This is a genomic window from Sulfurirhabdus autotrophica (genome assembly GCF_004346685.1).
In the GTDB taxonomy this organism is placed as follows: domain Bacteria; phylum Pseudomonadota; class Gammaproteobacteria; order Burkholderiales; family SMCO01; genus Sulfurirhabdus; species Sulfurirhabdus autotrophica.
The window spans coordinates 1-21,889 of sequence record NZ_SMCO01000034.1 but is presented as its reverse complement, the minus strand read 5'-3'; the positions used below and the strand labels follow the sequence as shown (position 1 = coordinate 21,889).

Here is a 21,889-nt window from a genome sequence, read left to right as displayed (position 1 = left end):
CTACAAGCCTTCGCAGGCAGTAGCTACGTCTCAGAACAGACCGATTTCGATAACCAATTAAATTTGTTCGATTTTTAACCGGACACTAGTGATTGGAAATGGAAAAGGTGGCGCCGTGTATTTCGACTTATTCTGCGGCACTGGGCGATCCCGGATAAGAAATGGCAATGAATGGATAGATGGTGGCGCAGTTGCTGCTTGGAAAACCAGTAAAGAGGGCGATGCGCCATTTACAGATATCTACATCTCGGATCTCGATGAAGAAAAACTGAATGTTTGCGCCGAACGATTGCGTAAGCTCGGTGCGCCAGTGCATCCAATCCATGCCAGTGCAGTCGATGCTGTCAATAAAATGGTGTCAGCAGTCAGCGGTTATGGACTTCATTTCGCCTTTGTTGACCCGTACAGCCTTGAGGCATTGGACTTTAGAATAATCAGCACACTCTCTACGCTCAAGCGAATTGATCTACTGATTCATTTTAGCGCAATGGATTTACAGCGTAACTTGGCGGTGAATCTTACCGCTGCTGACTCGGCATTTGACGCAATCGCTCCTGGATGGCGTGAAAATGTGAATACGACTGCGTCGAAAGAGGAAATTCGTCGGCGCTTTGTCGAATTCTGGAGAGCAAAGGTAACAAGCCTCGGAGTATGGCCATCAATCGACCAGAAACTTATTACTGGAGAGAAGAATCAGCCGTTGTATTGGTTGCTTCTCGCCGCACGCCATGGTCTGGCACATAAATTCTGGACAACAGCATCAAATCCAGAAGGCCAAGGCGCTTTGTTTTAGCAAACCGCCTGCATGGCAGGATATGCGTCCCAAGTTCGGCCTCTGAACTCACGGCCATTTGCCTTTTTGTGGCGTTTAACGCCATCCACTCCCCATCCGCCCCACTGCTTGAAGAAAAATGCGGCCCCCGTGACATCGGCCTGTATTTTGATGTTTTCTACCCATTCCTCACGCATCGGCCGGGCATGGTGACCAGATTCGCCGCCGACGATAACCCAGTGAATATCCGTGAGATCCATTTCACCAAGATCTTCCAGCAAGGGCTCTACGGAAAGGAAACGAATGTGTGCATCAACTTGTCGCAGGTAGTCAATACGAGGAAGGCCATATTCTTTGTCCTCAACAGAAACCCCCAGCCAAACGTTTTGCGGACAGCCCCGGTCAGCAAAATAGTGAGGTAGGCGTTCCGCCCGTTTAGTTAAAATTTGGTAGGTGTGCTGTGGCGTTTGGCGAATGACAGAAAACACCTCATCCAAGAATTGATCTGGAATGTTTTCGTGGAATAGGTCACTCATGGAATTAACGAAATAGACGGTTGGTTTTTTCCGTTGGAGTGGCTGAACTAATCGTTCTGGTAGGATCGCCAGTTTAAATCCATTCTTATACCCTGGTGCCCCCATGGCATGGAGACGGCGTGCCATCACCTCGGCATAACAATGTTTGCATCCAGGCGATACTTTTGTGCACCCCGTCGTGGGATTCCACGTCTGCTCAGTCCATTCTATCCGTGATTGAGATGTCATTTTGACTTTCCTCCTAGCTTGAATGATGGCTTAAATTACGAGCCCCTGTTTTTTCTGAAACTAGTCCATCGATAAGTTTCGACAACGCCACGCGTAAATGCGCTTGATCCTCTCGGCTAAGACGTTCCCGAACCTTGTCAGCAAGTTCTTCAACTGTTGGCACTGGTGCTTGGTTGTTCCAATGCACCAGATGCATACATCGCTCGATAATCGGGGCCTTCGGGTTTGCTTCGCCCTTTTCATATCGGCTTAACGTGGACTGTTCTACACCCAGTTCCCGTGCGAATTCGGCTTGGCTACGCCCGTTTCTGGCGGTCTTAATAAGTTGGGGGATGCTTGTTATCGTCACGTTACATGTTTCACTTTAAATGCATGCTGTACATTATATCTAATATTTGATGCACGCGCTGCATTATTTAACTTCTTTATTTAGATCTATCTGGCTCACACCATAGGCCAGTCAGAGCCCAATGTTGAATACCTAGTTACCTCCGACAACTACCAGGTGTAGTTGTCGGAGTGGGCACATAACAATCATGCTTGACACTTGCCGGGCGACAAACACTTTCATACGTCAGAGCAAATCCGTCTTTGGGATCGACGCCCACTAAGCAGGAATTGAATAATTTAACATCCAAGTAATAAACAACCAGCAATCCAGATAATCTTCTGGTCAAGGAAGCTGTTGTAGAGTGGCTGAAGTTTGACGAAACAAATACCAGATTATCGATGCAGAAAACTGCAATTTTGAACAAATGGCAGCAAAAATTCCAAAAGCACAATCTATCTTCCTTGTCATAATCCTGTTTTCTCAATGAGTTCAATCAAAAAATGAGCACTGAAAAAGCGCATGTTAGCTTCTACAAAATAACTCATTGTGCTTACTTCGCTCGCGGTAAAGAGACCCCGATGTTTGGATCGGTTCAAGAAGTTCTAGAAGATTTGCAGGCATGGAGTAACGGCAAAAAACTGATCGAAACCAAAGTGACTGAAATCAACGAAACTGATTCCAGCGGAAACACTTACCTGCTGGATATAGAGACAAAGCAGGAGACTTGGCTAATCACCGCATGGAACGAAACAGCGTCCACTGATGGACAAGTGGCTTCTGTTCAGGGAGAGTCCAATGTTGGTGAAGCGGAAGTTCACATGAACGGCATAGTTGAAGGAAGCATTCCAGGCTATGCCACATATTTTTGGGTCATTCCGACAAGAAATATTTTTGCGAGTATCCGTTTTCAACATCCCTACACAGCGCAAAAGCCCTTTCGTGCTTACGTCAACAAATTCATGGAATGCCACGGAAGACATGTTGTTGTAGGCGACAGAATCCGATTATCCAATCTTTGGTTACATCAATGAGACAGGAGACACCTCGCGGCATGCATACGCACGATTCAAAACTGAGTTGCTGCGTAAACCCGGTCAGAAGCAATTTATGCTCGGCAATGTGCACAGGATTAATAAAATTGTTCGGAAGGAAACCCTAAATTTGTCAGAGAACGAGCATCTCTCACTCTGGCAAAAACTATTGCGGCAGGCCAAACTATCTTCCCCTCAAGCACTTCCGATTGAACCACATATTAGCTACGACGTTCCATTTAATCCGACAGTAGAAGATATCAACTCACTTTTCTTGTCATCGGTGTGTGTCAAGGTAGTTGTCGCCTCAGTCGTAAATTAAGCTGCTTCCATATATTTCCTCTCTTGTATCTGAGCGCGTTCAGGATTGAGGTAGACAGTGTCATCCAGTTTCCAATTCCTGGTTTCTCCTGACCAACGCTGCGGATGCTTTTCGCGCGCGGCCAGATAGACCGCTGCACGTTGCTTGAGCAAAGCATTCGCCTCGCCGCGATGCCGCTGGTTAGGTGTCACGTATTTCAAGCCGCTGTGGCAATGTTCCTCGTTATACCATTGGACGAATTGATGCACCCAGACACGGGCCTCTTCCAGTGTGTCAAACGGCCGCTCTGGCCATAGCGGACAATACTTCGCTGTTCGGAATAACGCTTCGGCATAAGCATTATCGTTGCTGACGCGAGGTCGGCTAAAGGATGGAACCACTCCAAGGTCGTACATGGCAGACAGCTTGTTTGCACCTTTCATGGCCGTGCCGTTATCCGAGTGCAACACCAGTGGTCGGCCTGCCGTCTGTTCGCGCAGACACCCGCGCCACAGCAGGTAACTGGCATGTTCGGATGATTCGTTCTCATGCACTTCATTGACCACCAGCTTGCGACTGTAGATGTCTTTCATCATGTACCAGTAAAAAAACCGGCCCTTCACAGTGGTTGGTAGCCAGGTAATATCCCAACACCAGACTTGGTTCGGGCCATCCGCCTGGTGCGTCGTCAAAGGACGTCGCTGCGGTGACTTGCTGCGGCCGCGCCGCTGCCCCTACCCTGCGGCTTTCATGACGCGGTAAAACGTCGATTCTGACGCCAAATAGATTCCTTCGTCGGCCAGTTTCGGCACGATCTGGTGTGGTGTCATACTCGCGTAATCGTGGCGGTTGGCTGCTACCAATAATGCGGTGCGTTCTGATTCACTCAATTTATTGGCCGGACTATGATGGGGTGCATCTGACCGACGGTCTTGCGGAGTATGTCGCCATCGTTGCACCGTGCGCACACTCAAACCCAACATGTCACAGGCAAGAGCTTGCCGCGCTCCTGCAGCGACGGCTTCATTGATCAACCGCATGGCTTCAAGGCGATCCGGGCCTTTGATCATTCTTCCTTTTCCTTGCCCCAGATCGCTTCGGCTTTTTTTCTGAGCACAAGCAACGCCGCCGCTTCCGCCAACGCCTCCTCTTTTTTCTTAAGCGCGCGTTCCAGCTCACAAATACGTTGCGCCTGAGTGGTGTCCACCTTAGGTGATTCCGCCTCTCCATTGGCCCGTTCGCAGGCCAAACGCCATTGCGCAACTTGCATCGGATAAACTCCCTTCGTCCTACAATAGGCCGACAGTTCTGCCTCGCTTAGCACCGCTGTTTCAAGCACGATCCGAAACTTGTCATGGCTGGACCATCGATCACTTTGTTGGCCATCCCCAGGAACAATTCTTCCTTCTGCCCTCGCCACCGCCTGCCAAGTGCGTAACGTTACCAGGGTAATCCCGGTCGCTTTGGCCAATTCCACCACCGCACGGTTCAACGGGGGCATCATTTGTTGAACCGCCCATTCCCGCTGCTCGGTTGTATATCGAATACGTTTCATTTTTCCCTTCAAGTCCGCCTTCCATCTTCTTTCGTCACATCGGATGACGCGACATCTACCCTGACATGGAAGGTCATGAGAAGAAAACACAGAGAGCGAATGGGATGATTTTGGAGTGAGATTTATTGGTGATCAAAATATACACTGGGTCAGTCATACATTTGCCAGGAAAGAGTTCGAATTAATCATTGAGCGCGATAATCTGGAGGTCGTGAATTCAGAATCATTGATCGATGCTGTGTTGCACAACAAAAATCATATTTTGGCCATAGTTCCATCGTGAGAATTATTACCGTCATTCTGTTGTTAATTCTTTGGGTATCAGCTGTTGCTGGCGGCTACCTTTACGGGCAGAGCGTTCCATTTTCCGAGCAATGGCCTTTGTTTGAAGCATTGCGAACAACGTCGGCAATCATCTTTGCCGTTGTCGGTGCTTGGCTTGCCATTGTTTATCCAGAGCGACTTCGCCTCAGCCTCAACCCACCGAACGAAGGTGGGCAAGCAAAGTCACAAAACAATATCGGAATCCTTCTTTCACCTGCAGTTAATTCGACAGTTATACTTTGTATTGTTTTACTGGTTGGTGTTTCTGCGCCTCTTTTAAAGAGAGCAGATATTGCCCATACTTATATTACAGAGTGCAGGGGATTGAGTTACTCACTGCTTGTCGCACTCACGCTTTGGCAAGCATGGACAGTTATTCTTACTTTGGTTCCTGCGGACCTTATTTTGTCACGAGCCAATCAAGAAAACAGACGCCGCGAAGTCCTAGATGGGTTGCGCAAAACAAGCGTCAAAGAAAAATAATGAGGAACACTACTTCCCTATCTGACTGCTATCTAGCAAGGACGTGGAAATACGTATCCACCCATTGTTTTCTCATAAAAGCAGAACCAATTAAATCCCTCGGCGCTCCTATAGCCCCAAGACCTCATTCGTGATTTTGCAGAACTCGTCACGAACTGTATCTTCTGATGCCATTAAGCCGCCAGCAGTAGAAAATGAAAATGTGAGTGTACTGCCAGTACTAGAATCCGATTCCACAAGGATGTTCAATGGTGCAGTTTTTCCACCTTGTGAGTGTGAAACCTGCTGCGCAGCGGAAATCATGCCCATATTTTTATCTGACTGCACGATTTGATACCCTTTTTTTACAACAGAAGCGTAGGCCTTCTTAAAAGCCTTATCGGCGCTGATGCCAGTTAAAGCGGCAGAAGTTTTGTACTGTTTGCCAGACACGGTAAAATCCTGAATCTCAATTTAACAAGCTACTCGAGTAAGGCGCTGTTTAAAACCGCATGAAATTTACTAAAATCAATTATTCCGATAGTTTGGGAAATAAGATTCCCATCCTTGCCAATCAGGAAGGCCGTTGGGGTTAGCCTGACCCCGTCAAAACTTTTGGCTAGCTGCCCGTCTGCGTCCCATACCACAGAAAAGGGCAACTTATTTTTCGTGGTAAATGCTTTGACGTACTGCAGGGAATCGTAAGACATGGCAACTGCGATTATCTCAAACCCCCTTTCATGATACTTCTGATAGGTTTGAATCAGATCAGGCATTTCCTTGATGCAAGCTGGGCAACTTGTTGCCCAAAACGTAACCAGAACGATCTTTCCCCGTAACTTTTGTAGTCTGATTTTTTCACCGCTTAGGGTAGTAAACGAGTCTGAAGAAACTGCAGTTTGCCGTGTTAACATCCATGCAAGCATGACAATTACAATTATTGCAATTAATACAATTACGGCCCGCTTAAGAGATAGCCTAGCCATGACCTTCCTCCCTTTCGATCTTGCCATCCTTCACACGCACCAGACGGCCAGCTCGACCTGCCACTACTTGGTTGTGTGTCACTACGACTATCGTCTTTCCGGCACTATGCAACCTTTGCAATAGATCAAGAAAATCGGCTTCCGACACCGAATCGAGATTGCCTGTCGGTTCATCCATCAATAAAATTTCTGGATTATTTGCCAACGCGCGGGCAATCGCTACCTTTTGCTGCTGCCCCCCAGATAAAGCGTTTGGAAGGTTGCCCGCTTTGTTTGCGAGCCCAACCTGATCAAGCAAATCCATTCCTCGTGAAATTAAGTTTTTACTTAATCCCCCTAGCCATAATGCCATCTGCACATTCTCAAGAGCAGAAAGGTGCGGAAGAAGATTGAAAAACTGAAATACAAATCCAATTTTATACCTGCGTAAACTTGTCAGATCACTCTGGCTCAAACAGGTGATATCTAAATTATCCAGATACACTGATCCTGTTGTCGGATGATCCAACCCACCCATTAACTGTAACAAAGTACTTTTTCCATGGCCAGACGGCCCCGTGATTGCAATCCATTCACCACGTTCCACCTTGAGCGTCACATCCTTGAGTGCCTCGGTTATAGCTGGACCATTACCATAAACTTTGGTGACATTTTCTATACTCAATACGGTATCAGCCATGGCGAATCGCCTCCATAGGGGAAAGTTTGGCCGCTTGATATGCCGGATAAAGTCCGGCTAATAGTGCCAACGCTATCGACAACCCTAACGCATAGGTTATCGTTAGCCCATCCAGGCTAAGTGAAGGGGCTTGATGAAGCGTAGCCGTGAAAATATTTTGTGCTACAAAGTATGGCCCTAACAAATAAGCTGCAAACCCACCCAAAATTATCCCCAGCAATCCACCTATCAATCCATACAGTCCTGATTCTAATAAGAATGCAGCAAATAGGGTGCGATGCGGACAGCCTATCGCTTGCATGATACCGATCTCTCGGCGCCTCTCATAAACTGCTGTGAGCAGCGTATTAATAATACCAAATGCCGCTGCCACCAAACCTACTGCTGCCACTGCCTGCATGGCAGAACCCACGGTACCGACAATGGAGAGGATTGAGGACAATAGCTGCTTATCGGATACTACCGCTACGTTTGCCACTTCCTGTATTTTTAGACTAACAGCTTCGATTTTTTCCAAATCAGCCACTTGAACAGAGATGAAGGAAACCTTTCCTGTTACTCCATAAATCCGTTGGGCAATAGGTAGTGGGATGAATGCTGCTATATCATCTTTAGTTCCGGTTTCTTGCAAAATACCTAACACTGGCATAGTGTTTCCGCGCACACTGAAGTCATCTCCCGGCTTCAGCTTGAATTGCTGGGCGATCGCAAAGCCAACCACCACTCCCTGTTCACCTGTCCCTTTAAAGTATCTCCCTTTTGAAAGTTGCCACTTATGCATTGCATACATTTCTTCCGGCCAAATACCAATAACTGGGACCGGCTGATTGCGAAATGCCGTCTTTTCATTCAAATAAGGTATTGCCGTTATCCCAGGCAGAGATTGAATCTTCTCCAGATCAGCTATAGGAATAGCTTCAGGCAGTTGCTCTCCTGTTAATATCGATATTTGCTCGTAGGCGCACCACCCCTTTGGGGTAACCACCAGGTTTGCGCCAAGTCCCTGTGCTTGTTTTTTGATTTCGTTGGAGAGCCCTTGACCAATAGACATCAGGGCCACAAAGGCTGCCATGCCAATTGCTACACCTGCTAAGGTAAACGCAAATCGCCCCTTGCGGCGAGTCAGATTTCGCCAAACCCATTTCCACAAACTCATACGGTCACCTTATCGAACCGAGTTTTTCAATTGCTTTTGCCTGCAGAAATAGCATTTTCGGAGTGTCTACCAATCTTCCGCGTATTTCCAACTCTTCCCATTCCTTGGGTAATACGCCATCTAGTTTTACAGGAAGATAAAAATTAGCGCATCCTGTGGATTTGCACGCCTTGGCTTCGCGAGTATCTACGATCGCAAAAAGGTGAGGATCACTCTGACCATATTTTGCCAATACGCCTCTTACCACAATTTCTCCCTTGTAACCTTTAGGATCGGCAGCAATATCCTGAACGTTAAGCACGCCTGGCGGTAATGGTCGTGAGTCGGAACCAAGCAAATCCGGCAGACGTCCGAACGATAAATTTCCGCTCGCCCACAAGGCAGTTCCAGTAGCAAGAGCCGCCATAGCGAATAGTCCCGCCAGCATGCTAGCTGCTGATAACTTAACTGCACCCACAGTATTATTTTTTTTCACTTTCATCTCCTTTTCTGATACTCACGGCCAGCAGCTAAACCAAATAAAGTCAGAAATAAAGCCTCATCAAAACGGAACCATTCCTGAGTTCGTGATCAGATCCTGCACAGAACTTTTTATGATTGCTAACATGTCCATATACGCATATTATTTTCGAAAAAATTACACCTGGTTGTATCCCAGTACGCAATGCCCCGCTTCTCGCAAGGACAAGCGACGAGCAAGCCGTTCAGAGTCCTCTGCCAGCGTTCCATCGTCCAGCCCATGCTTCAACGCTACACTGAGCACATCTCTAATCAGCTCCTTCCGATCAACCGTCAACCTGTAATATATCCACGTTCCCTCTCGCCGTTCCATTGTCCAACCACCCTTACGCAGACCGGCCAAATGACGCGACACGGTGTACTGAGTCGTCTGGATCGCGTCAACCAGCTCACACACACAAAATTCCCCCTGCGACAGGGCATGTAGAATGCGACAGCGGGTAGGATCAGCGAAGAGCTTAAAGAATTCAGCGATAGTTTTCATATATGCTTTAGTGTACATATATATTTTACTGCAATCAAGAATCGTTTCACTCTTTCTTGAGCTTACCTTCCGACACGTGATCAGACCTTATTTTAGTTGTCGACAATCTTCATGAAGGTAACATTATCAATTGTTGTATTGCAAATGGTAATCATTCTTGTTAGCATACTCCCATGCAGAATTCTCGCTCAAACAAAACCCCGCAGGAATCTACCCAAGCCTCATTGGACAGGCAGCATCATGTCTTTACTTCGGAAACGCTATTTCGGGGAACAAACGCTTTGGTGATCGAGCATAAAGGTGAACGCTACGTTCTGCGGATTACACGTAACGGTAAATTGATTCTGACAAAATAACCTAATATTCAGCCAGCCAACGGGCTTCTCCGCCCCAGTAGTCAGCCAATGTTTACTGAACTTCAATATGGAGAAGCCCATGTATTTTCGCAATCACATCATCCGTGTCGCGCTGGCGGCATTGACCACAAGTGTTACCGCTACGGCGCTTGCTGTGGAATACCCAATTGGTGCGCCGCAGCAACGTGCAGGGATGGAAATCAGCGCCGTGTATCTGCAACCAGTGGAAATGGAACCGGTAGGCATGATGCGCCTTACCAAAGAGTCCGATGTCCATATGGAGGCCGATATTCGCGCTTTGGCCAACAATCCTAACGGGTTTGACGAAGGCGCCTGGATGCCCTATCTGGGCGTTAAGTATGAAATCACCAAGATCGGAAGCAATGAAAAAATCAGTGGCGATTTCATGCCTATGGTCGCAAACGACGGCCCACACTACGGAGACAACATCAAGCTCAAGGGACCGGGGAAGTACCGCGTCAAATACACCATTTCTCCTCCATCTACAGACCCGCACACCCACTTCGGCCGCCATACGGACCGCCTGACTGGCGTGCGACCCTGGTTCAAGCCGTTTGATGTGGAATACGAATTCACCTACGTCGGCATCGGAAAGAAAGGGGGATACTAAGATGAAAAATGACAACGCGGCACGCATCAGCGCGCTAGCAGTTGCGATCATCACTGCCTTTCCCACCTTGGCGGCAGAAGATGCTGACAGCAATCACCGGCTTCAACGCCTCATGGAGCGAGTGGAGAAACTTGAAAAGCGTAACGCCGAACTCGAAAAGACATTGCAGCCCCGTGGCGCAGGGGGAAAGAGTCAACTCGAGGAACGCTTGAAGGTGCTGGAAGACCGCAACATACGCCTCGATTCCGCCCTTGCTACTGAGGAAGTAAGCGAAAAGGAACCGGAACTGGCTTCACGCCTGAAAGCAGTAGAATACCAAGCATTGGATATCCAGAAGCAGGCGAAGATCATCGAATCGATTGAAGGGTTTTCCGCCAACGCAAACTTCACCGCGGTCGCCCAGCGTGCGAACGGCATCGATAACAGCGGTACCCAAGTCAATTATCGCGCAGATATCACAGTCAACACACCAACCATCAAGACCGGCGACGTAGAAAGCAAGCTGTTCGGTCATTTTCGCGTAGGTCAAGGCAAAGGACTCAGCGACAAATTCACTTCCTTTGTGGGACCCAATGCGACTTCATTTCAACTCGGTGCAGTGGTGCAACCGGAAGCAAGCGCCATGATGCTGGCTCAGGCTTGGTATCAAGCGGACATTCCGCTACCATTCGGCGGTTTTAAACCCCAATCGAGGGAAACCCTTACCGTCAATTTCGGCAAGATGGACCCCTTTGCGTTTTTTGACCAGAATACAGCAGCCAACGACGAAACTCGCCAGTTTCTTGCCAGTCCATTCGTCCACAATGCTCTGTTGGACAATCCGCTGGCCGCCAATATCGGTGCCGACGGTTTCGGTTTCTCGCCAGGAATGCGCGTTTCCTACTTCAACTGGGGCGCAAAACCTGAGACCTACCGCCTTTCCCTCGGTGTGTTCGGTGCTGGACGAAGCGCCAATTTCAGCGATTCCTTTAAGTCGCCGTTTATCATTTTCCAGGCAGAAACCAGCCAGCGTTTGTTCACCGGACTCCAAGGCAATTATCGAGTATATCTCTGGCGCAACGGGCAGGCACCGACGTTTATCAAGGATGAAACCGCTTCCCATAGCGGTTTAGGGTTCAACTTCGACCAGCGCCTCGGCGATGGCATCACACTGTTCGGACGATTGGGCACGGGCAATGGCGAACGACTGCCCTTCGATCGCACCGTCAGCTTGGGCGCTGAGTTCAATGGCAGCTATTGGGATCGGGGAGCCGACGCCATCGGGATTGCCATCGGAAGCAATCGCACAAGCAAAGACTTTCGTACCCAGTCCGCGACTGTCGATGCGGATGGCGATGGGATACCTGACTATGGCTTTGCTGCTACGGGCTGGGAGCAAGTAATGGAGGCCTATTACCGTTTCCACGTCCATCAGCGGTTCGAGCTGACACCCGACTTCCAATACATTCGCAATCCTGCGGGCAACCCGAATGCACGGCCGGTGAAGATTCTTGGCGTGCGGGCCAATTTGGCGTTCTAAGGAGAGTACCAATATGAACAAAATAACTACCAATCCAGGGGGACTTTACTCCCTGTCCAACCAACTGCGCGACCATGCAGTCGGCTACCTGGTCTTGACCACCCTCGTGGCGGTAGTATTTCTGTTAGTGCCTGCAAAAGCGAGCGCATCGGATCTGCTTACCTACACCGTGACCGCAAAGGATGGGCAACTTGTTCCGAACACCCTAAATGTGCCTGCTGGAGTACGTTTCAAAATTGTAGTGCGCAATCAGGGGCGTGACGCAATCGAATTTGAAAGCCTGCAACTTCGGAAGGAGAAAGTGCTCGCACCAGGTGCGGAGTCCTTCGTGGTAATTGCCCCTCTCAAGCCAGGCAAATACGAATTTTTTGACGAATTCCATCCCGACACCAGCCGTGGCCACATCATCGTAAAATGAAGGAGATAAATATGGAATCATTTAGGGTAACGGACAGAAAACGCGATGAGGGTAAGCCCATGATCGCAGCCGCATTGGACCACCTCATGCATTACATGCTCACGGGCTGCGGCCATTCTGCCCGGCATGCCGCCTATCTGCTGGATAAGTTATCTGCTGACTCTGAGATGAACAAAGAGACGCGATCCATGTGCAGCCATGCATGCAGACACCTGGAAGATCATTGCTCTGAAGGGGTCAGCCATGGGTAATGCACTATTTATTGTCTGGCGCGAAACCATCGAGGCGATGTTGGTGATCGGTATTCTGCACGGATGGCTTAGTGCCCGCCCCGAAGCCCGTGCCGGATTTCCCTGGCTGTGGGGCGGAATAGCGACAGGATTGGGGCTGGCCGTATTCCTGGCTGTGACAATCATGGATATCCAGTCATCTGTTTCGTCCAACACATTGGAATGGTTTCAAGCCATTATGCCGCTCGTCGCCTGTGCCCTGATTTTTCAGATGGTCTGGTGGATGCGCCGCCATGGCGCCGGGCTGAAAAATGAATTAGAAGCAGGAATGGCGAGCGCTGCAGATCGCGCAAACTGGGTGGGTATAGCAGTATTAGCAGCGGTAGCTGTGGGGCGCGAAGGTGCAGAAGCGGTGGTATTCCTCTATGGCGCGGTAAAAGGGGAGCCAAATACCGATATTGCTCTGGGTAGCGCTTTGGGTTTTATTCTAGCTCTGGCCGCCTACTGGCTGCTTTCCCGTGGAAGTCGGTTTGTTTCCTGGCGCGCCTTTTTCCGCGTAACGGAAGTGCTGCTTTTACTTCTGGGCGGAGCGTTGCTGGTAGATGGCGCAGAAAAGCTCGTTGGCATGGAGGCACTGCCACCACTGGCAGATCCACTCTGGAACACGGTTTTTCTGCTGGATGACAGCACTCGGGTGGGTGGTCTTGTTGCGGCCTTCACTGGTTACCGAGCCGCACCATCGGGTATGTCCTTTGCGTTGCTGGCGACCTATTGGACACTTGCTCTTGGAGTTATTCTCAAGCTTAAACCAAAAAGGCGAGCCGCATGAACACTGTGACTGAGCAAATTTCGGGCAGCGTCTCTAGCGCTGGACGTCTCGCTCGTCTTGGGCTAGCCATGAGACGCTATCGTGTCACAATCCTCGTGGTGCAATGGGTAATCGTGCTGAGCTATCTCGCGCTGGTAGCCATACCGGCTTTTTTACCTCTACCACCGGATAAAGCTCATATCTGGAATAACCTCACCCGCTTCGCCCAATTTGCGTTCTGGGGTATCTGGTGGCCCTTCGTCATTCTTTCTATCATGGCCCTTGGACGGGTATGGTGCGGTGTACTGTGCCCAGAAGGGGCGCTTACCGAATGGGTTTCCAAATATGGCCTGGGGCGCGGTATCCCGCGATGGATGAAGTGGGGAGGATGGCCATTCGTAGCCTTCGTTATGACTACTGTACTCGGGCAAATGACCAGCATTTATGAATATCCGAAGCCTGCCCTGCTCATTCTGGGTGGCTCGACTATCGCGGCAATTGCAGTAGGGCTGATTTGGGGACGAGAAAAACGGGTCTGGTGCAAGCATCTTTGTCCCGTATCCGGTGTATTCGGCCTGCTGGCGAAGATTGCACCTGTTCACTTCAAGGTCGATCAATCCGCCTGGGACACGGCGCCATCGGGTCATCGCACAAGTCGCCTGCATGTTGTCAACTGCGCGCCGTTGATCAATATCCGGCGTATGGAAAGCGCTTCGGACTGCCACATGTGCGGTCGCTGCGCCGGGGAACGGGATGCGGTGCAACTCACTCTACGTTCGCCTGGAGCCGAAATCATTAGCAAACCCGACACCCCTGAAAACAGAGCTAAGGAAATGGATCTTTGGCCCGCCCGCCTGCTAGTCTTTGGTATGCTCGGCGTGGCGCTTGGGGCCTTCCAGTGGAGCGCATCCCCCTGGCTTGTAACTGTAAAGCAGATAGCGGCGGGTTGGCTCATAGATCATGAGGTGTGGTGGCCACTTAAAGAGTCTGGGCACTGGTGGCTGCTCACCTATTACCCTGAAGCAAATGACGTCTTTACATGGCTGGATGGTGGCCTATTGCTGACCTACATCGCTGTTGAAACGCTCGTTGTCGGCGGCTGGGTATGGGGCTGGCTCAGGTTAACTGGCGCACTCACCGGATTGCCATGGCAACGACTTGCCCAAACTCTCATCCCTTTTGCCGGGTTCAGCGTCTTCGTTGGCCTGAGTATGCTCACCACCTCTCAACTGGCCGGGGAAGGAGTGCTTGTGTCTTGGGCTCATGTCGCGCGCATAGCGCTATTGGTAATCTCCGCACTGTGGGGTGCAAGCCTTGCATGGCGTATGGCGAAACGAAACTGCACTATGGCTGCAATAGGAATCTCTATGGCCACAGTTCTGCCGCTTGCAGCATGGAGCACCCAGTTTTTTGTCTGGTGAAGCCCAATGAGCATCAAAGCTCAGGATTTAAGGAAATTGGTACCAGGAACAGCAACCCATGACCGCGAACAGGCATTCAGAACATTAAAAGTGCCCTTTTTTAAACTTGAATCCGCGTTTTATAGTTATTACCTGATGCTTATATATCTAAAGGTCAGAATCTAGAAAATTTAGAGATTCCGGATTTTACTGTGGGTGATTGTTTTGTGTGACAACATCCCCGCAACCAAATTCCAACATCGGCTAACTGGATAGGCGTACTGGCGTTACCAACCTGTTGCCATTATTTTCGACCGGAAGCTTTGTAGCTGTCAATCTACGTCCGTCAAATGGACGAAGCGGTCATACATCATTGAAAATATTTACCGCTTCGACCACGTCTAATCCTCCCATTAGAGACTGACATAACATATTCGCCAAGGGCCCATTCAGCATCTGATCAGAGACTCAGCTGAATTGAGCGCCACGTTCCAACTAAATTTCCTCGAAGTATTACCATCTTTTTTTCTTGACCTTGGTCTTAGCTCCAAGGTTTACAATTCAAGCTACAGTGAAGGAACTAAATATGCACACCATCGGAAAACTCGCGCTCGCCGCTGAAGTGACAAGCGACACCATACGCTATTACGAAAAAGAAGGGCTACTCACGCCAACAACGAAAACCAGCGCTGGCTACCGGTTGTATAACGAAGATGCTTTGCGCCGTTTGCGTTTCATCAAGCAGGCGCAGCAATGTGGCTTCAGCTTGGCGGAAATCCGCGAACTGCTCACGCTAAAAAATCGCGACGCCGCTTGCTGCAAGGACGTGCGTAGCGTCGCCATTGAGAAGAAATTGCAGTTGGAGCACAAAATCAAGGCGCTTCAGGTGATGTCGCAAGCGCTCACCGAATTGATCACCATCTGTAACGACGAAGCCAAACCATTGGATGAATGCCCTATTCTCGCGGCGCTGGAAAACAGCATGAAGAAGCAAAAGAAAGGACCCACCCATGATTAAGGTCGAAGTATTTTCCTCACCGGGCTGCGGCAAATGCGCACAAGCAAAGTCGGTGCTCAAGACCATCGCAGAAGAATTGGGGCAGGACAAAATCACTTGGCGCGACGTGAATATTTTGGACGAGATGGATTACGCGGTGGAATTGGGAGTCATGTCCTCGCCCGCAATTGCAATTGACGGCAGGCTGATATTTTCGTCGCTACCTAGCGCAGGTAAGCTGCGGGCGGAGCTCCTCAAACATTTGGCGCAAAAAAAACCACGATGAATACATTACTGCTTATCGCCGCTGCAGGATTGGGTTTCCTTTCTTTTTTCGAGCCTTGCACCATCGCTACCCACAGCCTGTTTGCGCTACGCGCCAGTCGTGACACGACACGAAACCGTTGGCGCGCACTTGCTCAGCTTGTCGCTTCGCGCACGATATTGCTGGCGGCGATTTTCGGCATAGCCGCCTGGATTGGCCTGAAAGAATTATCCGCAATTTCTGCAATGATCATACTAGGCGTGATTGGAACAATTTATCTGGTGAGCCGCAAGATTTATCTGCCGGTGCCGCACATTGAATTCTTTCGTGTGCTCCCCGGCCACACGCGGCTAGCGCAGGGTCTCAAACTAGGGTTGACACTTCCTGCATGCACGCTACCGCTGGTGGTCGTGACGGGTGTCATTTCCGCGTTAACCCAGCAGCCCGGCATGGCGATTTTGGCAGGAATCGTGTTCGCTATCATGTTCTCGCTACCCACGCTGTGGGACAGCGTACGCGGCTTCGACACCGCACACCGCGAGTTTCTGAGCAAAGCAGCAACCACCATCCCTTACCTCACGGCATTACTCCTTTGGAGTGGTGCATTTCTGATTTGGCAAATAGGAAGTTAACCATGGACATCAGCACCCTCAAGGCGACGTTGGAACAAGCCAGCCTGGCTTCTCTCGGTATTGGTTTCGCGACGGGTTTCCTTTTCAGCTTCAACCCAGTCGCACTGGCGGCGATTCCGGTTTCACTCGCCTATGTCACCAAAGCCCACGACACCCGGCGTGCCGTATTATTTGGCGCTATGTTTATCGCCGGCATGGTTGTCACGCATGTGTTAATGGGGTTCATTGCCGGATTAGGCGGACTTTGGGTGCAACAGATCATGGGTCGGGAATGGGGGCTGGTACTAGGCCCGTTGTTGATTCTGCTGGGGTTGATGTGGCCAGGATGGGTCAAGCTGCCGCTACCAGCAATCACCTGGCGAGCGAAGCGCGCCAGCAGCGGGTGGGGCGCGTTTCTGCTTGGCATCCCATTTTCGGTGGCAATCTGCCCCTTCTGCACACCTGCACTGGTAATATTGCTTGGTGTAGCAACGGGGATAGGCTCGCCATTGTTTGGTGCTACGCTACTCTTGGCATTTGCGCTCGGACGTGCGGTACCTATTATTCTCGGGGCTTGGGCGATAGGTTGGTTGGAAAGCCTAAAACCATTGCGCCATTCTCAGAGGCTATTTGAGCTCGTAGGGGCGCTCTTGTTAATCTTATCCGGGCTGTATATGTTGAACGCCTATTTCGTCTTGATCCCCGAGTTGGCGGTCTAGAAATGCACCGCTCAAATTCTGGGTATCCCCATACTGGCGATGAAATCGTCAAGCAGGCAACGGAATAACAAGGTGTGGGCCCATACAAACCCACGTTGGGCTTTATTTTATTCAGCCTAACCTGTGCTCGCTACAGTGCTCTTGATGGGAGCAAAGTATTTGTACAAGCACCTCTTTTACAAATTTAAAAACCATCCATACTGTTGGACAATTGTTCATCCGATAACATTAATACCAACCTACCCGCACAATCAAAGTAGCTGAATTATTTGCCAGAAAACCCCAAAGTAAAAATTCATCCTTAAGTATTTTTTTGCTGAAAGTCAGTTTTGATAATTAAGCAGTTACCCACAGTAAAATCCGGAATCTCAAAATTTAATAACACCTCCCCAACTTCCACAAACATTTAATAACGTATTGTTCACAAAGGTGGGGCTGCCTCGCTATCGCAATCACTGGGCATTTCTCGGTTGTCCAGCTTCGGTCTCTTTAACGTATGATATGCCACACTGCAATTTCTGCCATTTTGCTTTGCCGCATAAAGTGCTTCATCTGCACATTGAATGAGCGACGCCTGATCTTCTCCGTCCGATGGATAACAAGCTATACCAAAACTTGCTGTCACCCTGATTTCCTTGCCGTCAACACTAAGCGACGCTCGCACGATCTCATCGCGCAACCGGTCAATTGCCATTTGGGGATGTTCAACACCAGTTGCTCCCAATAACAACAGAAACTCTTCTCCACCATAACGGAAAGAATAGTCAGATTGGCGCAAGGTACGTGCGCAGATACCTGCGACCATCCGTATAACTTGATCGCCAACGGTATGACCGTAAGTATCATTGATACGCTTGAAGTGATCAATATCGAGCAAAACCACGGCCATGGACGTGGCAGCGCGCTTCAACCGGCTCAATTCGTATGCCATCACACTTTCCAGAGAATGTCGATTCAACATACCACTCAACTGATCTGTGTTGGCAATTGTGCGCAACTCAGCGTAAAGCTTATCCAGTGACTCGGCCATCGCATTGATGCTGCAAGCCATGCTGCCGATTTCATCATTGGAATAAATGTGAATTTTTTGCTTTAAGTCACCTGCCGCCAAACCTGCCGTAGAGCGGCTAATTGCCAAAAGCGGTTTGATTAGCACTGTGTTATTCAACCATGCCGCAAACACAAGCAAAAATATTGATATCACAAGTAACAAGATCAGGCTTTGCAAAAATTCATGCAACTGGATCTCCGACTGTCGATTAAGTTCATCTACCTCGCCAACTTCATCAGTGTGCCATTCCAGCAAAAGCGCACTCATCGGAGCTAGATGATGAGTTGCCATGTCATTGAGCAATCTAACACTGTCTTGATAATCAGCAGGAATTGAGGCAAAGATATTTCCTGAAAGTATATTGATTTCCCGCATATGCGGGAGTAATGCCTGCAATAGACTGCGTTCTTTTGAATTGGTGGATGCCATTCTGGCCAGCTCTTTAACAAGCTCATCCATGCGAGAAAGTTCAGACTGTGTCGCTTCCTTATATACTTGGTTGCGCGTATTGATAAAACCGAGGTGAAGTTGCAGCAATTTTCCCGCAGCCACATCAATACCGTGAACCTCTTCGATTTCGTGAAAGCGCTCGGTCAGCTTAGTGTTGATGTTAACGATACGCTGCTGAGCACAAATCGCCAGCCAGCCTATGAAAATAAGCATTATTGCTAGCATTACAATGGGTACAGCAACTTTGTATTTTATGCTCAGATTCATCGCAAAACCCTTCCCTGAATTGTTGCGCGAAATGAAACCGGAGCCCCTTTATACCAAACGTTCGTGAGAACGTATGCTGTGAAAGCAGATTGGAATTGGGACTAAGTCTAGACATCATGATATTACATGACATAGCAATTCAAAGCACGCGAACTAGACTCCCCATAGACAATCCACGGGTTAGTTACAGAGTTACAATGGATTTCCTATTCATTCTCTAACAGCAGCGATAATCTGAAGATTACAGTTATTCCATCTATTCGTTATTTCAAATACTATTCTTTTATCCTATTTTCTGTATCCACATTTTGTACATTCCGGAAAAAGTCCGTGGATTTTCCAATTCAAATTTGTGCCAAACGGACAAATTCAATCCACGTGGATCTTCTGGATTAAACGCTCGGTACAATTCAAATTTGTCTGATGGCAGATCAAATCCCAAAAATCGTAGATTCAACTCAGCTAGAATTTTTGACAATTGTGACAAGGTGTATTGGTGTTCCTGCACATGAAAAAACAGATCCCTACACCCGGATAGGCTGTAGAAATCCTCACTAAAACAGGCAATTTTGGCAAGTTCGGAACCCTGCTCGGCCAATACTTGTTTGCGGAACAGACGAATTCCGGCAGCGTCCCTACTAAGCCCCTTTGAGGCAATATACTGCTTCCCAGGTACCAATGCGGCTCTGGCAATTGCGCTATAAAGGCCGATATACATCATGCCTGCGTCCGCCAACAAGCTCGTTAGAATTCGCCATCCTTCAATTGGCTCGCGTAAATGGTGAAGTACGCCTATGGATTCGATGATCTGGAATTGTCGCCCCAATCCTTCGAGCGCCAAAATATCTGCCTGGAAGAACTCAAGATTATGAATGTGCAAATCCTGCGCTTTTCGCTTTGCAAAAGCCAAACTGCTTAAACTCAAATCTACTGCTGTAATCTGAGACGATGGGTAGCAGAGTGCTGCTTGAATAGCGTGTTTGCCTGTACCACAACCTGCCACCAAGATATTCATTGGGATTCCAGATAGTTAGGTATAACATGCCCCTCAAACAGCGTCTTTAATTGATTCACAAAACCATTGAAACCAGTACGTGCCATTGAGGACCAACGCGGATAAGGATTTTCTTCATATTGTTCTTGCACCAGGCGCGATACCTTATCCTCTATTGAGCCTAATACGGAAATAGATGCCCTGAGCTGTCTCTCACGCAAGGGCTCAACAAACTGCATTTGGATTAAGGGAGTCAGAACCCCCCAATTTTTCTTGCCCGCTATCCGAGCTGTAGCCTCTGGCGTCAAAACTTGTAACAAGGGCCGATAAAGGGAGATCATTAAAAGCCGGTAAATCACATGAAGCGGCCATCCTTCATCATTGGTTGTCAGGCTTTCGTTTAAGGTACGTACAATATGTTCAATACGAGCAGATTCATCGGGCTGCTCGTACCACACATACTCATTCTGAAAACATTGGCAAGCGATGCTGGATATGAACTCAGCCAAGTCTTCAGGCAGACTTTCACCCTGGTCAACGCGCCCCTCAAGGGCAACCAACATCCGATTTCGCAGAGGGTACAGTGTTTTTTCAATCTCACCATTGACGTTCACGCCTTTGCTCAGGAAGTCAGCGAAAAACCCCCTTGTTTGTTTAACCAGCGTGGCCGCTGAAGAAAAATCTTTTTGCGAATCATCCGGTTCCTGAAAAAGTGCCTCAAGCTGGCGCATAAACTGGGTGAAATTCACATAATATCTGCCAGAAAACCTGGTGATTGACTGAAAACTGATATCTTGCCAACTGTATACGGTGTGGATAATATCTTCGTACACTGGGTCGGGCGCATAGGGCGACGGCACTTCTTCACATAATTTAAGCAGGAGTGGACGTAAGTTTGTGTTATCTGCTGTTGAATGTAGAAAAGTGAAGCATTCTTTTAATGCTTGCTCCATGTCATTGAGATTCGCGAACGCACGGACCTTGCTGATTTGAATATCCGGATCTAACGGAAAATGAATCAATGCTCTTTCTGCGGCAACGAGCATCTCTTGATAGCGCCCTAATTTTTCCAGAGTAACGCAATATTGAATATGTGCTGCTACAGACAGTACTGGATTCAAGCGAAGCGCCTTTTCAGTTTCTTCCAAAGCGCTTGTTAGATTGCTTAATTCCAGGTAACAACTACCCATACTTAGATGCAATACCTCAACTTCTGCGGCATAGGGTAACGCCTTTTGAAAAGATCCGATTGCTGCTTGAAAATCCGCATTAAAATATTGCGCAATTCCCAGCTCATTCCAGGCAACCCCATGATTTGGTATTAGGGCCACCACTTTTTGCAATTCAATAATTTGGTCGACCCTCTGACCCAAGGACTTATCTATCATTGCTAGAATCATCCAATAGTTAGGATTCTGTGAATCAATTATGGCTAATTGCTCATAAAGATGCCGAGCCTCCATAATTTGCTGGTTCTTCAGTAATTTTTCTGCTTTCTTGATTTTGAGGCGAATATTCATATTCTGACTTGACATATTTCACTCCCTTTTTATTCTTTTCACCGATCTGCGATGCCAATTTATATAGTCCAAACTGATTGTGTAAACTGCCCGCTTACGGCTAGTGACAAAGTTGCCTTAAATAACACTCAGGCCTATCCGATTTCCATCAATCAGGTCCTTTTTTTAACCTTCATCGATCCGGACAGCCTTTTCTACATCCATCACAACCACCCAGCCTGCCTCGGGTTGGCCAGTACGCCCCTTACTTCGAATGATCTCTACAAGTTCATCAACCTGGTCATCCTCG

General features: G+C 48.6%; 25 protein-coding genes and 1 pseudogene. 14 read left to right on the top strand and 12 right to left on the bottom strand.

Annotated features, from left to right (window positions below; translation table 11 throughout):
- The first annotated feature begins 88 nt into the window (after positions 1–88).
- The gene (gene tcmP, locus EDC63_RS17815; RefSeq protein ID WP_223248309.1) at positions 89–793 is read left to right on the top strand and encodes a three-Cys-motif partner protein TcmP; all 705 of its coding nucleotides are present in this window, start codon (positions 89–91) and stop codon (positions 791–793) included.
- Here tcmP and EDC63_RS17810 read toward each other — a convergent pair.
- The gene (locus EDC63_RS17810) at positions 790–1,536 is read right to left on the bottom strand and encodes a DUF5131 family protein (protein WP_124946903.1); all 747 of its coding nucleotides are present in this window, start codon (positions 1,534–1,536) and stop codon (positions 790–792) included. The genes tcmP and EDC63_RS17810 overlap by 4 nt on opposite strands.
- Positions 1,537–1,549: 13 nt before the next feature.
- A complete protein-coding gene (locus EDC63_RS17805) occupies positions 1,550–1,885 on the bottom strand; it encodes a helix-turn-helix domain-containing protein (protein WP_124946902.1) in 336 nt (111 codons plus the stop codon).
- A 482-nt stretch (positions 1,886–2,367) separates the two neighbouring features.
- Here EDC63_RS17805 and EDC63_RS17800 point away from each other — a divergent pair, with 482 nt between their 5' ends.
- A complete protein-coding gene (locus EDC63_RS17800; protein WP_124946901.1) occupies positions 2,368–2,898 on the top strand; it encodes a hypothetical protein in 531 nt (176 codons plus the stop codon).
- 318 nt (positions 2,899–3,216) lie between these two features.
- Here EDC63_RS17800 and EDC63_RS17795 read toward each other — a convergent pair.
- Positions 3,217–4,754 (bottom strand): annotated as a pseudogene (locus EDC63_RS17795) (IS3 family transposase).
- A gap of 279 nt (positions 4,755–5,033) precedes the next feature.
- Here EDC63_RS17795 and EDC63_RS17790 point away from each other — a divergent pair.
- On the top strand, positions 5,034–5,561 hold the full coding sequence (locus EDC63_RS17790; protein WP_124946900.1) for a hypothetical protein: 528 nt from the start codon (positions 5,034–5,036) through the stop codon (positions 5,559–5,561).
- A 108-nt stretch (positions 5,562–5,669) separates the two neighbouring features.
- On the opposite strand, the gene EDC63_RS17785 is transcribed toward EDC63_RS17790, so the two are convergent.
- The 6 genes from EDC63_RS17785 to EDC63_RS17760 form a co-directional block, all read right to left on the bottom strand.
- Positions 5,670–5,993, bottom strand: a complete 324-nt coding sequence (locus EDC63_RS17785; protein ID WP_124946899.1) for a hypothetical protein — start codon at positions 5,991–5,993, stop codon at positions 5,670–5,672.
- A 29-nt stretch (positions 5,994–6,022) separates the two neighbouring features.
- Complete coding sequence (locus EDC63_RS17780; protein ID WP_124946898.1) at positions 6,023–6,526, bottom strand: peroxiredoxin family protein; 504 nt, start codon at positions 6,524–6,526, stop codon at positions 6,023–6,025.
- Positions 6,519–7,205, bottom strand: a complete 687-nt coding sequence (locus EDC63_RS17775) for an ABC transporter ATP-binding protein (protein ID WP_132920977.1) — start codon at positions 7,203–7,205, stop codon at positions 6,519–6,521. Before EDC63_RS17775 ends, EDC63_RS17780 begins: the two co-directional genes overlap by 8 nt.
- Complete coding sequence (locus EDC63_RS17770; protein ID WP_124946897.1) at positions 7,198–8,361, bottom strand: ABC transporter permease; 1,164 nt, start codon at positions 8,359–8,361, stop codon at positions 7,198–7,200. The genes EDC63_RS17775 and EDC63_RS17770 overlap by 8 nt, the downstream gene beginning before the upstream one ends.
- A 4-nt stretch (positions 8,362–8,365) precedes the next feature.
- The gene (locus tag EDC63_RS17765) at positions 8,366–8,836 is read right to left on the bottom strand and encodes a hypothetical protein (protein WP_124946896.1); all 471 of its coding nucleotides are present in this window, start codon (positions 8,834–8,836) and stop codon (positions 8,366–8,368) included.
- Between the two features lie 162 nt (positions 8,837–8,998).
- Positions 8,999–9,364 carry an ArsR/SmtB family transcription factor gene (locus tag EDC63_RS17760; protein ID WP_165923038.1) on the bottom strand — a complete coding sequence of 122 codons (366 nt, stop codon included), beginning with the start codon at positions 9,362–9,364 and terminating at the stop codon, positions 8,999–9,001.
- 173 nt (positions 9,365–9,537) lie between these two features.
- Here EDC63_RS17760 and hemP point away from each other — a divergent pair, with 173 nt between their 5' ends.
- The 11 genes from hemP (at position 9,538) to EDC63_RS17705 (ending at position 17,318) form a co-directional block, all read left to right on the top strand.
- A complete protein-coding gene (hemP, locus tag EDC63_RS17755; RefSeq protein WP_124946894.1) occupies positions 9,538–9,720 on the top strand; it encodes a hemin uptake protein HemP in 183 nt (60 codons plus the stop codon).
- Positions 9,721–9,799: 79 nt separating this feature from the next.
- Complete coding sequence (locus tag EDC63_RS17750; RefSeq protein ID WP_124946893.1) at positions 9,800–10,351, top strand: iron transporter; 552 nt, start codon at positions 9,800–9,802, stop codon at positions 10,349–10,351.
- 1 nt (position 10,352) lies between these two features.
- The gene (locus tag EDC63_RS17745) at positions 10,353–11,870 is read left to right on the top strand and encodes a carbohydrate porin (protein WP_165923037.1); all 1,518 of its coding nucleotides are present in this window, start codon (positions 10,353–10,355) and stop codon (positions 11,868–11,870) included.
- 13 nt (positions 11,871–11,883) lie between these two features.
- On the top strand, positions 11,884–12,288 hold the full coding sequence (locus tag EDC63_RS17740) for a cupredoxin domain-containing protein (protein WP_124946891.1): 405 nt from the start codon (positions 11,884–11,886) through the stop codon (positions 12,286–12,288).
- A gap of 11 nt (positions 12,289–12,299) precedes the next feature.
- On the top strand, positions 12,300–12,539 hold the full coding sequence (locus tag EDC63_RS17735; RefSeq protein ID WP_124946890.1) for a hypothetical protein: 240 nt from the start codon (positions 12,300–12,302) through the stop codon (positions 12,537–12,539).
- The gene (locus EDC63_RS17730; protein WP_124946889.1) at positions 12,532–13,347 is read left to right on the top strand and encodes an FTR1 family iron permease; all 816 of its coding nucleotides are present in this window, start codon (positions 12,532–12,534) and stop codon (positions 13,345–13,347) included. Before EDC63_RS17735 ends, EDC63_RS17730 begins: the two co-directional genes overlap by 8 nt.
- Entirely contained in the window at positions 13,344–14,747 is a 1,404-nt protein-coding gene (locus tag EDC63_RS17725) for a 4Fe-4S binding protein (RefSeq protein WP_124946888.1), read from the top strand. The genes EDC63_RS17730 and EDC63_RS17725 overlap by 4 nt, the downstream gene beginning before the upstream one ends.
- A gap of 565 nt (positions 14,748–15,312) precedes the next feature.
- Positions 15,313–15,744 carry a heavy metal-responsive transcriptional regulator gene (locus EDC63_RS17720; RefSeq protein ID WP_124946887.1) on the top strand — a complete coding sequence of 144 codons (432 nt, stop codon included), beginning with the start codon at positions 15,313–15,315 and terminating at the stop codon, positions 15,742–15,744.
- Entirely contained in the window at positions 15,737–16,009 is a 273-nt protein-coding gene (locus tag EDC63_RS17715) for a glutaredoxin family protein (protein ID WP_124946886.1), read from the top strand. Before EDC63_RS17720 ends, EDC63_RS17715 begins: the two co-directional genes overlap by 8 nt.
- Positions 16,006–16,620, top strand: coding sequence for a hypothetical protein (locus tag EDC63_RS17710; protein WP_124946885.1), 615 nt, complete (start codon positions 16,006–16,008; stop codon positions 16,618–16,620). Before EDC63_RS17715 ends, EDC63_RS17710 begins: the two co-directional genes overlap by 4 nt.
- A gap of 2 nt (positions 16,621–16,622) precedes the next feature.
- Positions 16,623–17,318, top strand: coding sequence for a cytochrome c biogenesis CcdA family protein (locus EDC63_RS17705; RefSeq protein ID WP_124946884.1), 696 nt, complete (start codon positions 16,623–16,625; stop codon positions 17,316–17,318).
- 421 nt (positions 17,319–17,739) lie between these two features.
- Here EDC63_RS17705 and EDC63_RS17700 read toward each other — a convergent pair whose 3' ends face one another.
- The 3 genes from EDC63_RS17700 to EDC63_RS17690 all read right to left on the bottom strand — a co-directional run bounded on the left by EDC63_RS17700 (position 17,740) and on the right by EDC63_RS17690 (position 21,615).
- The gene (locus tag EDC63_RS17700; protein ID WP_124946883.1) at positions 17,740–19,086 is read right to left on the bottom strand and encodes a GGDEF domain-containing protein; all 1,347 of its coding nucleotides are present in this window, start codon (positions 19,084–19,086) and stop codon (positions 17,740–17,742) included.
- Positions 19,087–19,369: 283 nt separating this feature from the next.
- Positions 19,370–20,101 (bottom strand): class I SAM-dependent methyltransferase, encoded by a 732-nt coding sequence (locus EDC63_RS17695; protein ID WP_124946882.1) that lies wholly within the window; start codon positions 20,099–20,101, stop codon positions 19,370–19,372.
- On the bottom strand, positions 20,098–21,615 hold the full coding sequence (locus EDC63_RS17690; RefSeq protein ID WP_124946881.1) for a tetratricopeptide repeat protein: 1,518 nt from the start codon (positions 21,613–21,615) through the stop codon (positions 20,098–20,100). The genes EDC63_RS17695 and EDC63_RS17690 overlap by 4 nt, the downstream gene beginning before the upstream one ends.
- Positions 21,616–21,889 lie beyond the last annotated feature (274 nt).

Coding starts and splice junctions, on each gene's coding strand:
- EDC63_RS17760 (WP_165923038.1), bottom strand. CDS start 9,364: ATGAAAACTATCGCTGAATTCTTTAAGCTCTTCGCTGATCCTACCCGC.
- EDC63_RS17735 (WP_124946890.1), top strand. CDS start 12,300: ATGGAATCATTTAGGGTAACGGACAGAAAACGCGATGAGGGTAAGCCC.
- EDC63_RS17810 (WP_124946903.1), bottom strand. CDS start 1,536: ATGACATCTCAATCACGGATAGAATGGACTGAGCAGACGTGGAATCCC.
- EDC63_RS17770 (WP_124946897.1), bottom strand. CDS start 8,361: ATGAGTTTGTGGAAATGGGTTTGGCGAAATCTGACTCGCCGCAAGGGG.
- EDC63_RS17690 (WP_124946881.1), bottom strand. CDS start 21,615: ATGTCAAGTCAGAATATGAATATTCGCCTCAAAATCAAGAAAGCAGAA.
- EDC63_RS17725 (WP_124946888.1), top strand. CDS start 13,344: ATGAACACTGTGACTGAGCAAATTTCGGGCAGCGTCTCTAGCGCTGGA.
- EDC63_RS17775 (WP_132920977.1), bottom strand. CDS start 7,205: ATGGCTGATACCGTATTGAGTATAGAAAATGTCACCAAAGTTTATGGT.
- EDC63_RS17745 (WP_165923037.1), top strand. CDS start 10,353: ATGAAAAATGACAACGCGGCACGCATCAGCGCGCTAGCAGTTGCGATC.
- hemP (WP_124946894.1), top strand. CDS start 9,538: ATGCAGAATTCTCGCTCAAACAAAACCCCGCAGGAATCTACCCAAGCC.
- EDC63_RS17730 (WP_124946889.1), top strand. CDS start 12,532: ATGGGTAATGCACTATTTATTGTCTGGCGCGAAACCATCGAGGCGATG.
- EDC63_RS17710 (WP_124946885.1), top strand. CDS start 16,006: ATGAATACATTACTGCTTATCGCCGCTGCAGGATTGGGTTTCCTTTCT.
- EDC63_RS17720 (WP_124946887.1), top strand. CDS start 15,313: ATGCACACCATCGGAAAACTCGCGCTCGCCGCTGAAGTGACAAGCGAC.
- EDC63_RS17705 (WP_124946884.1), top strand. CDS start 16,623: ATGGACATCAGCACCCTCAAGGCGACGTTGGAACAAGCCAGCCTGGCT.
- EDC63_RS17695 (WP_124946882.1), bottom strand. CDS start 20,101: ATGAATATCTTGGTGGCAGGTTGTGGTACAGGCAAACACGCTATTCAA.
- EDC63_RS17700 (WP_124946883.1), bottom strand. CDS start 19,086: ATGAATCTGAGCATAAAATACAAAGTTGCTGTACCCATTGTAATGCTA.
- EDC63_RS17750 (WP_124946893.1), top strand. CDS start 9,800: ATGTATTTTCGCAATCACATCATCCGTGTCGCGCTGGCGGCATTGACC.
- EDC63_RS17740 (WP_124946891.1), top strand. CDS start 11,884: ATGAACAAAATAACTACCAATCCAGGGGGACTTTACTCCCTGTCCAAC.
- EDC63_RS17800 (WP_124946901.1), top strand. CDS start 2,368: ATGAGCACTGAAAAAGCGCATGTTAGCTTCTACAAAATAACTCATTGT.
- EDC63_RS17780 (WP_124946898.1), bottom strand. CDS start 6,526: ATGGCTAGGCTATCTCTTAAGCGGGCCGTAATTGTATTAATTGCAATA.
- EDC63_RS17715 (WP_124946886.1), top strand. CDS start 15,737: ATGATTAAGGTCGAAGTATTTTCCTCACCGGGCTGCGGCAAATGCGCA.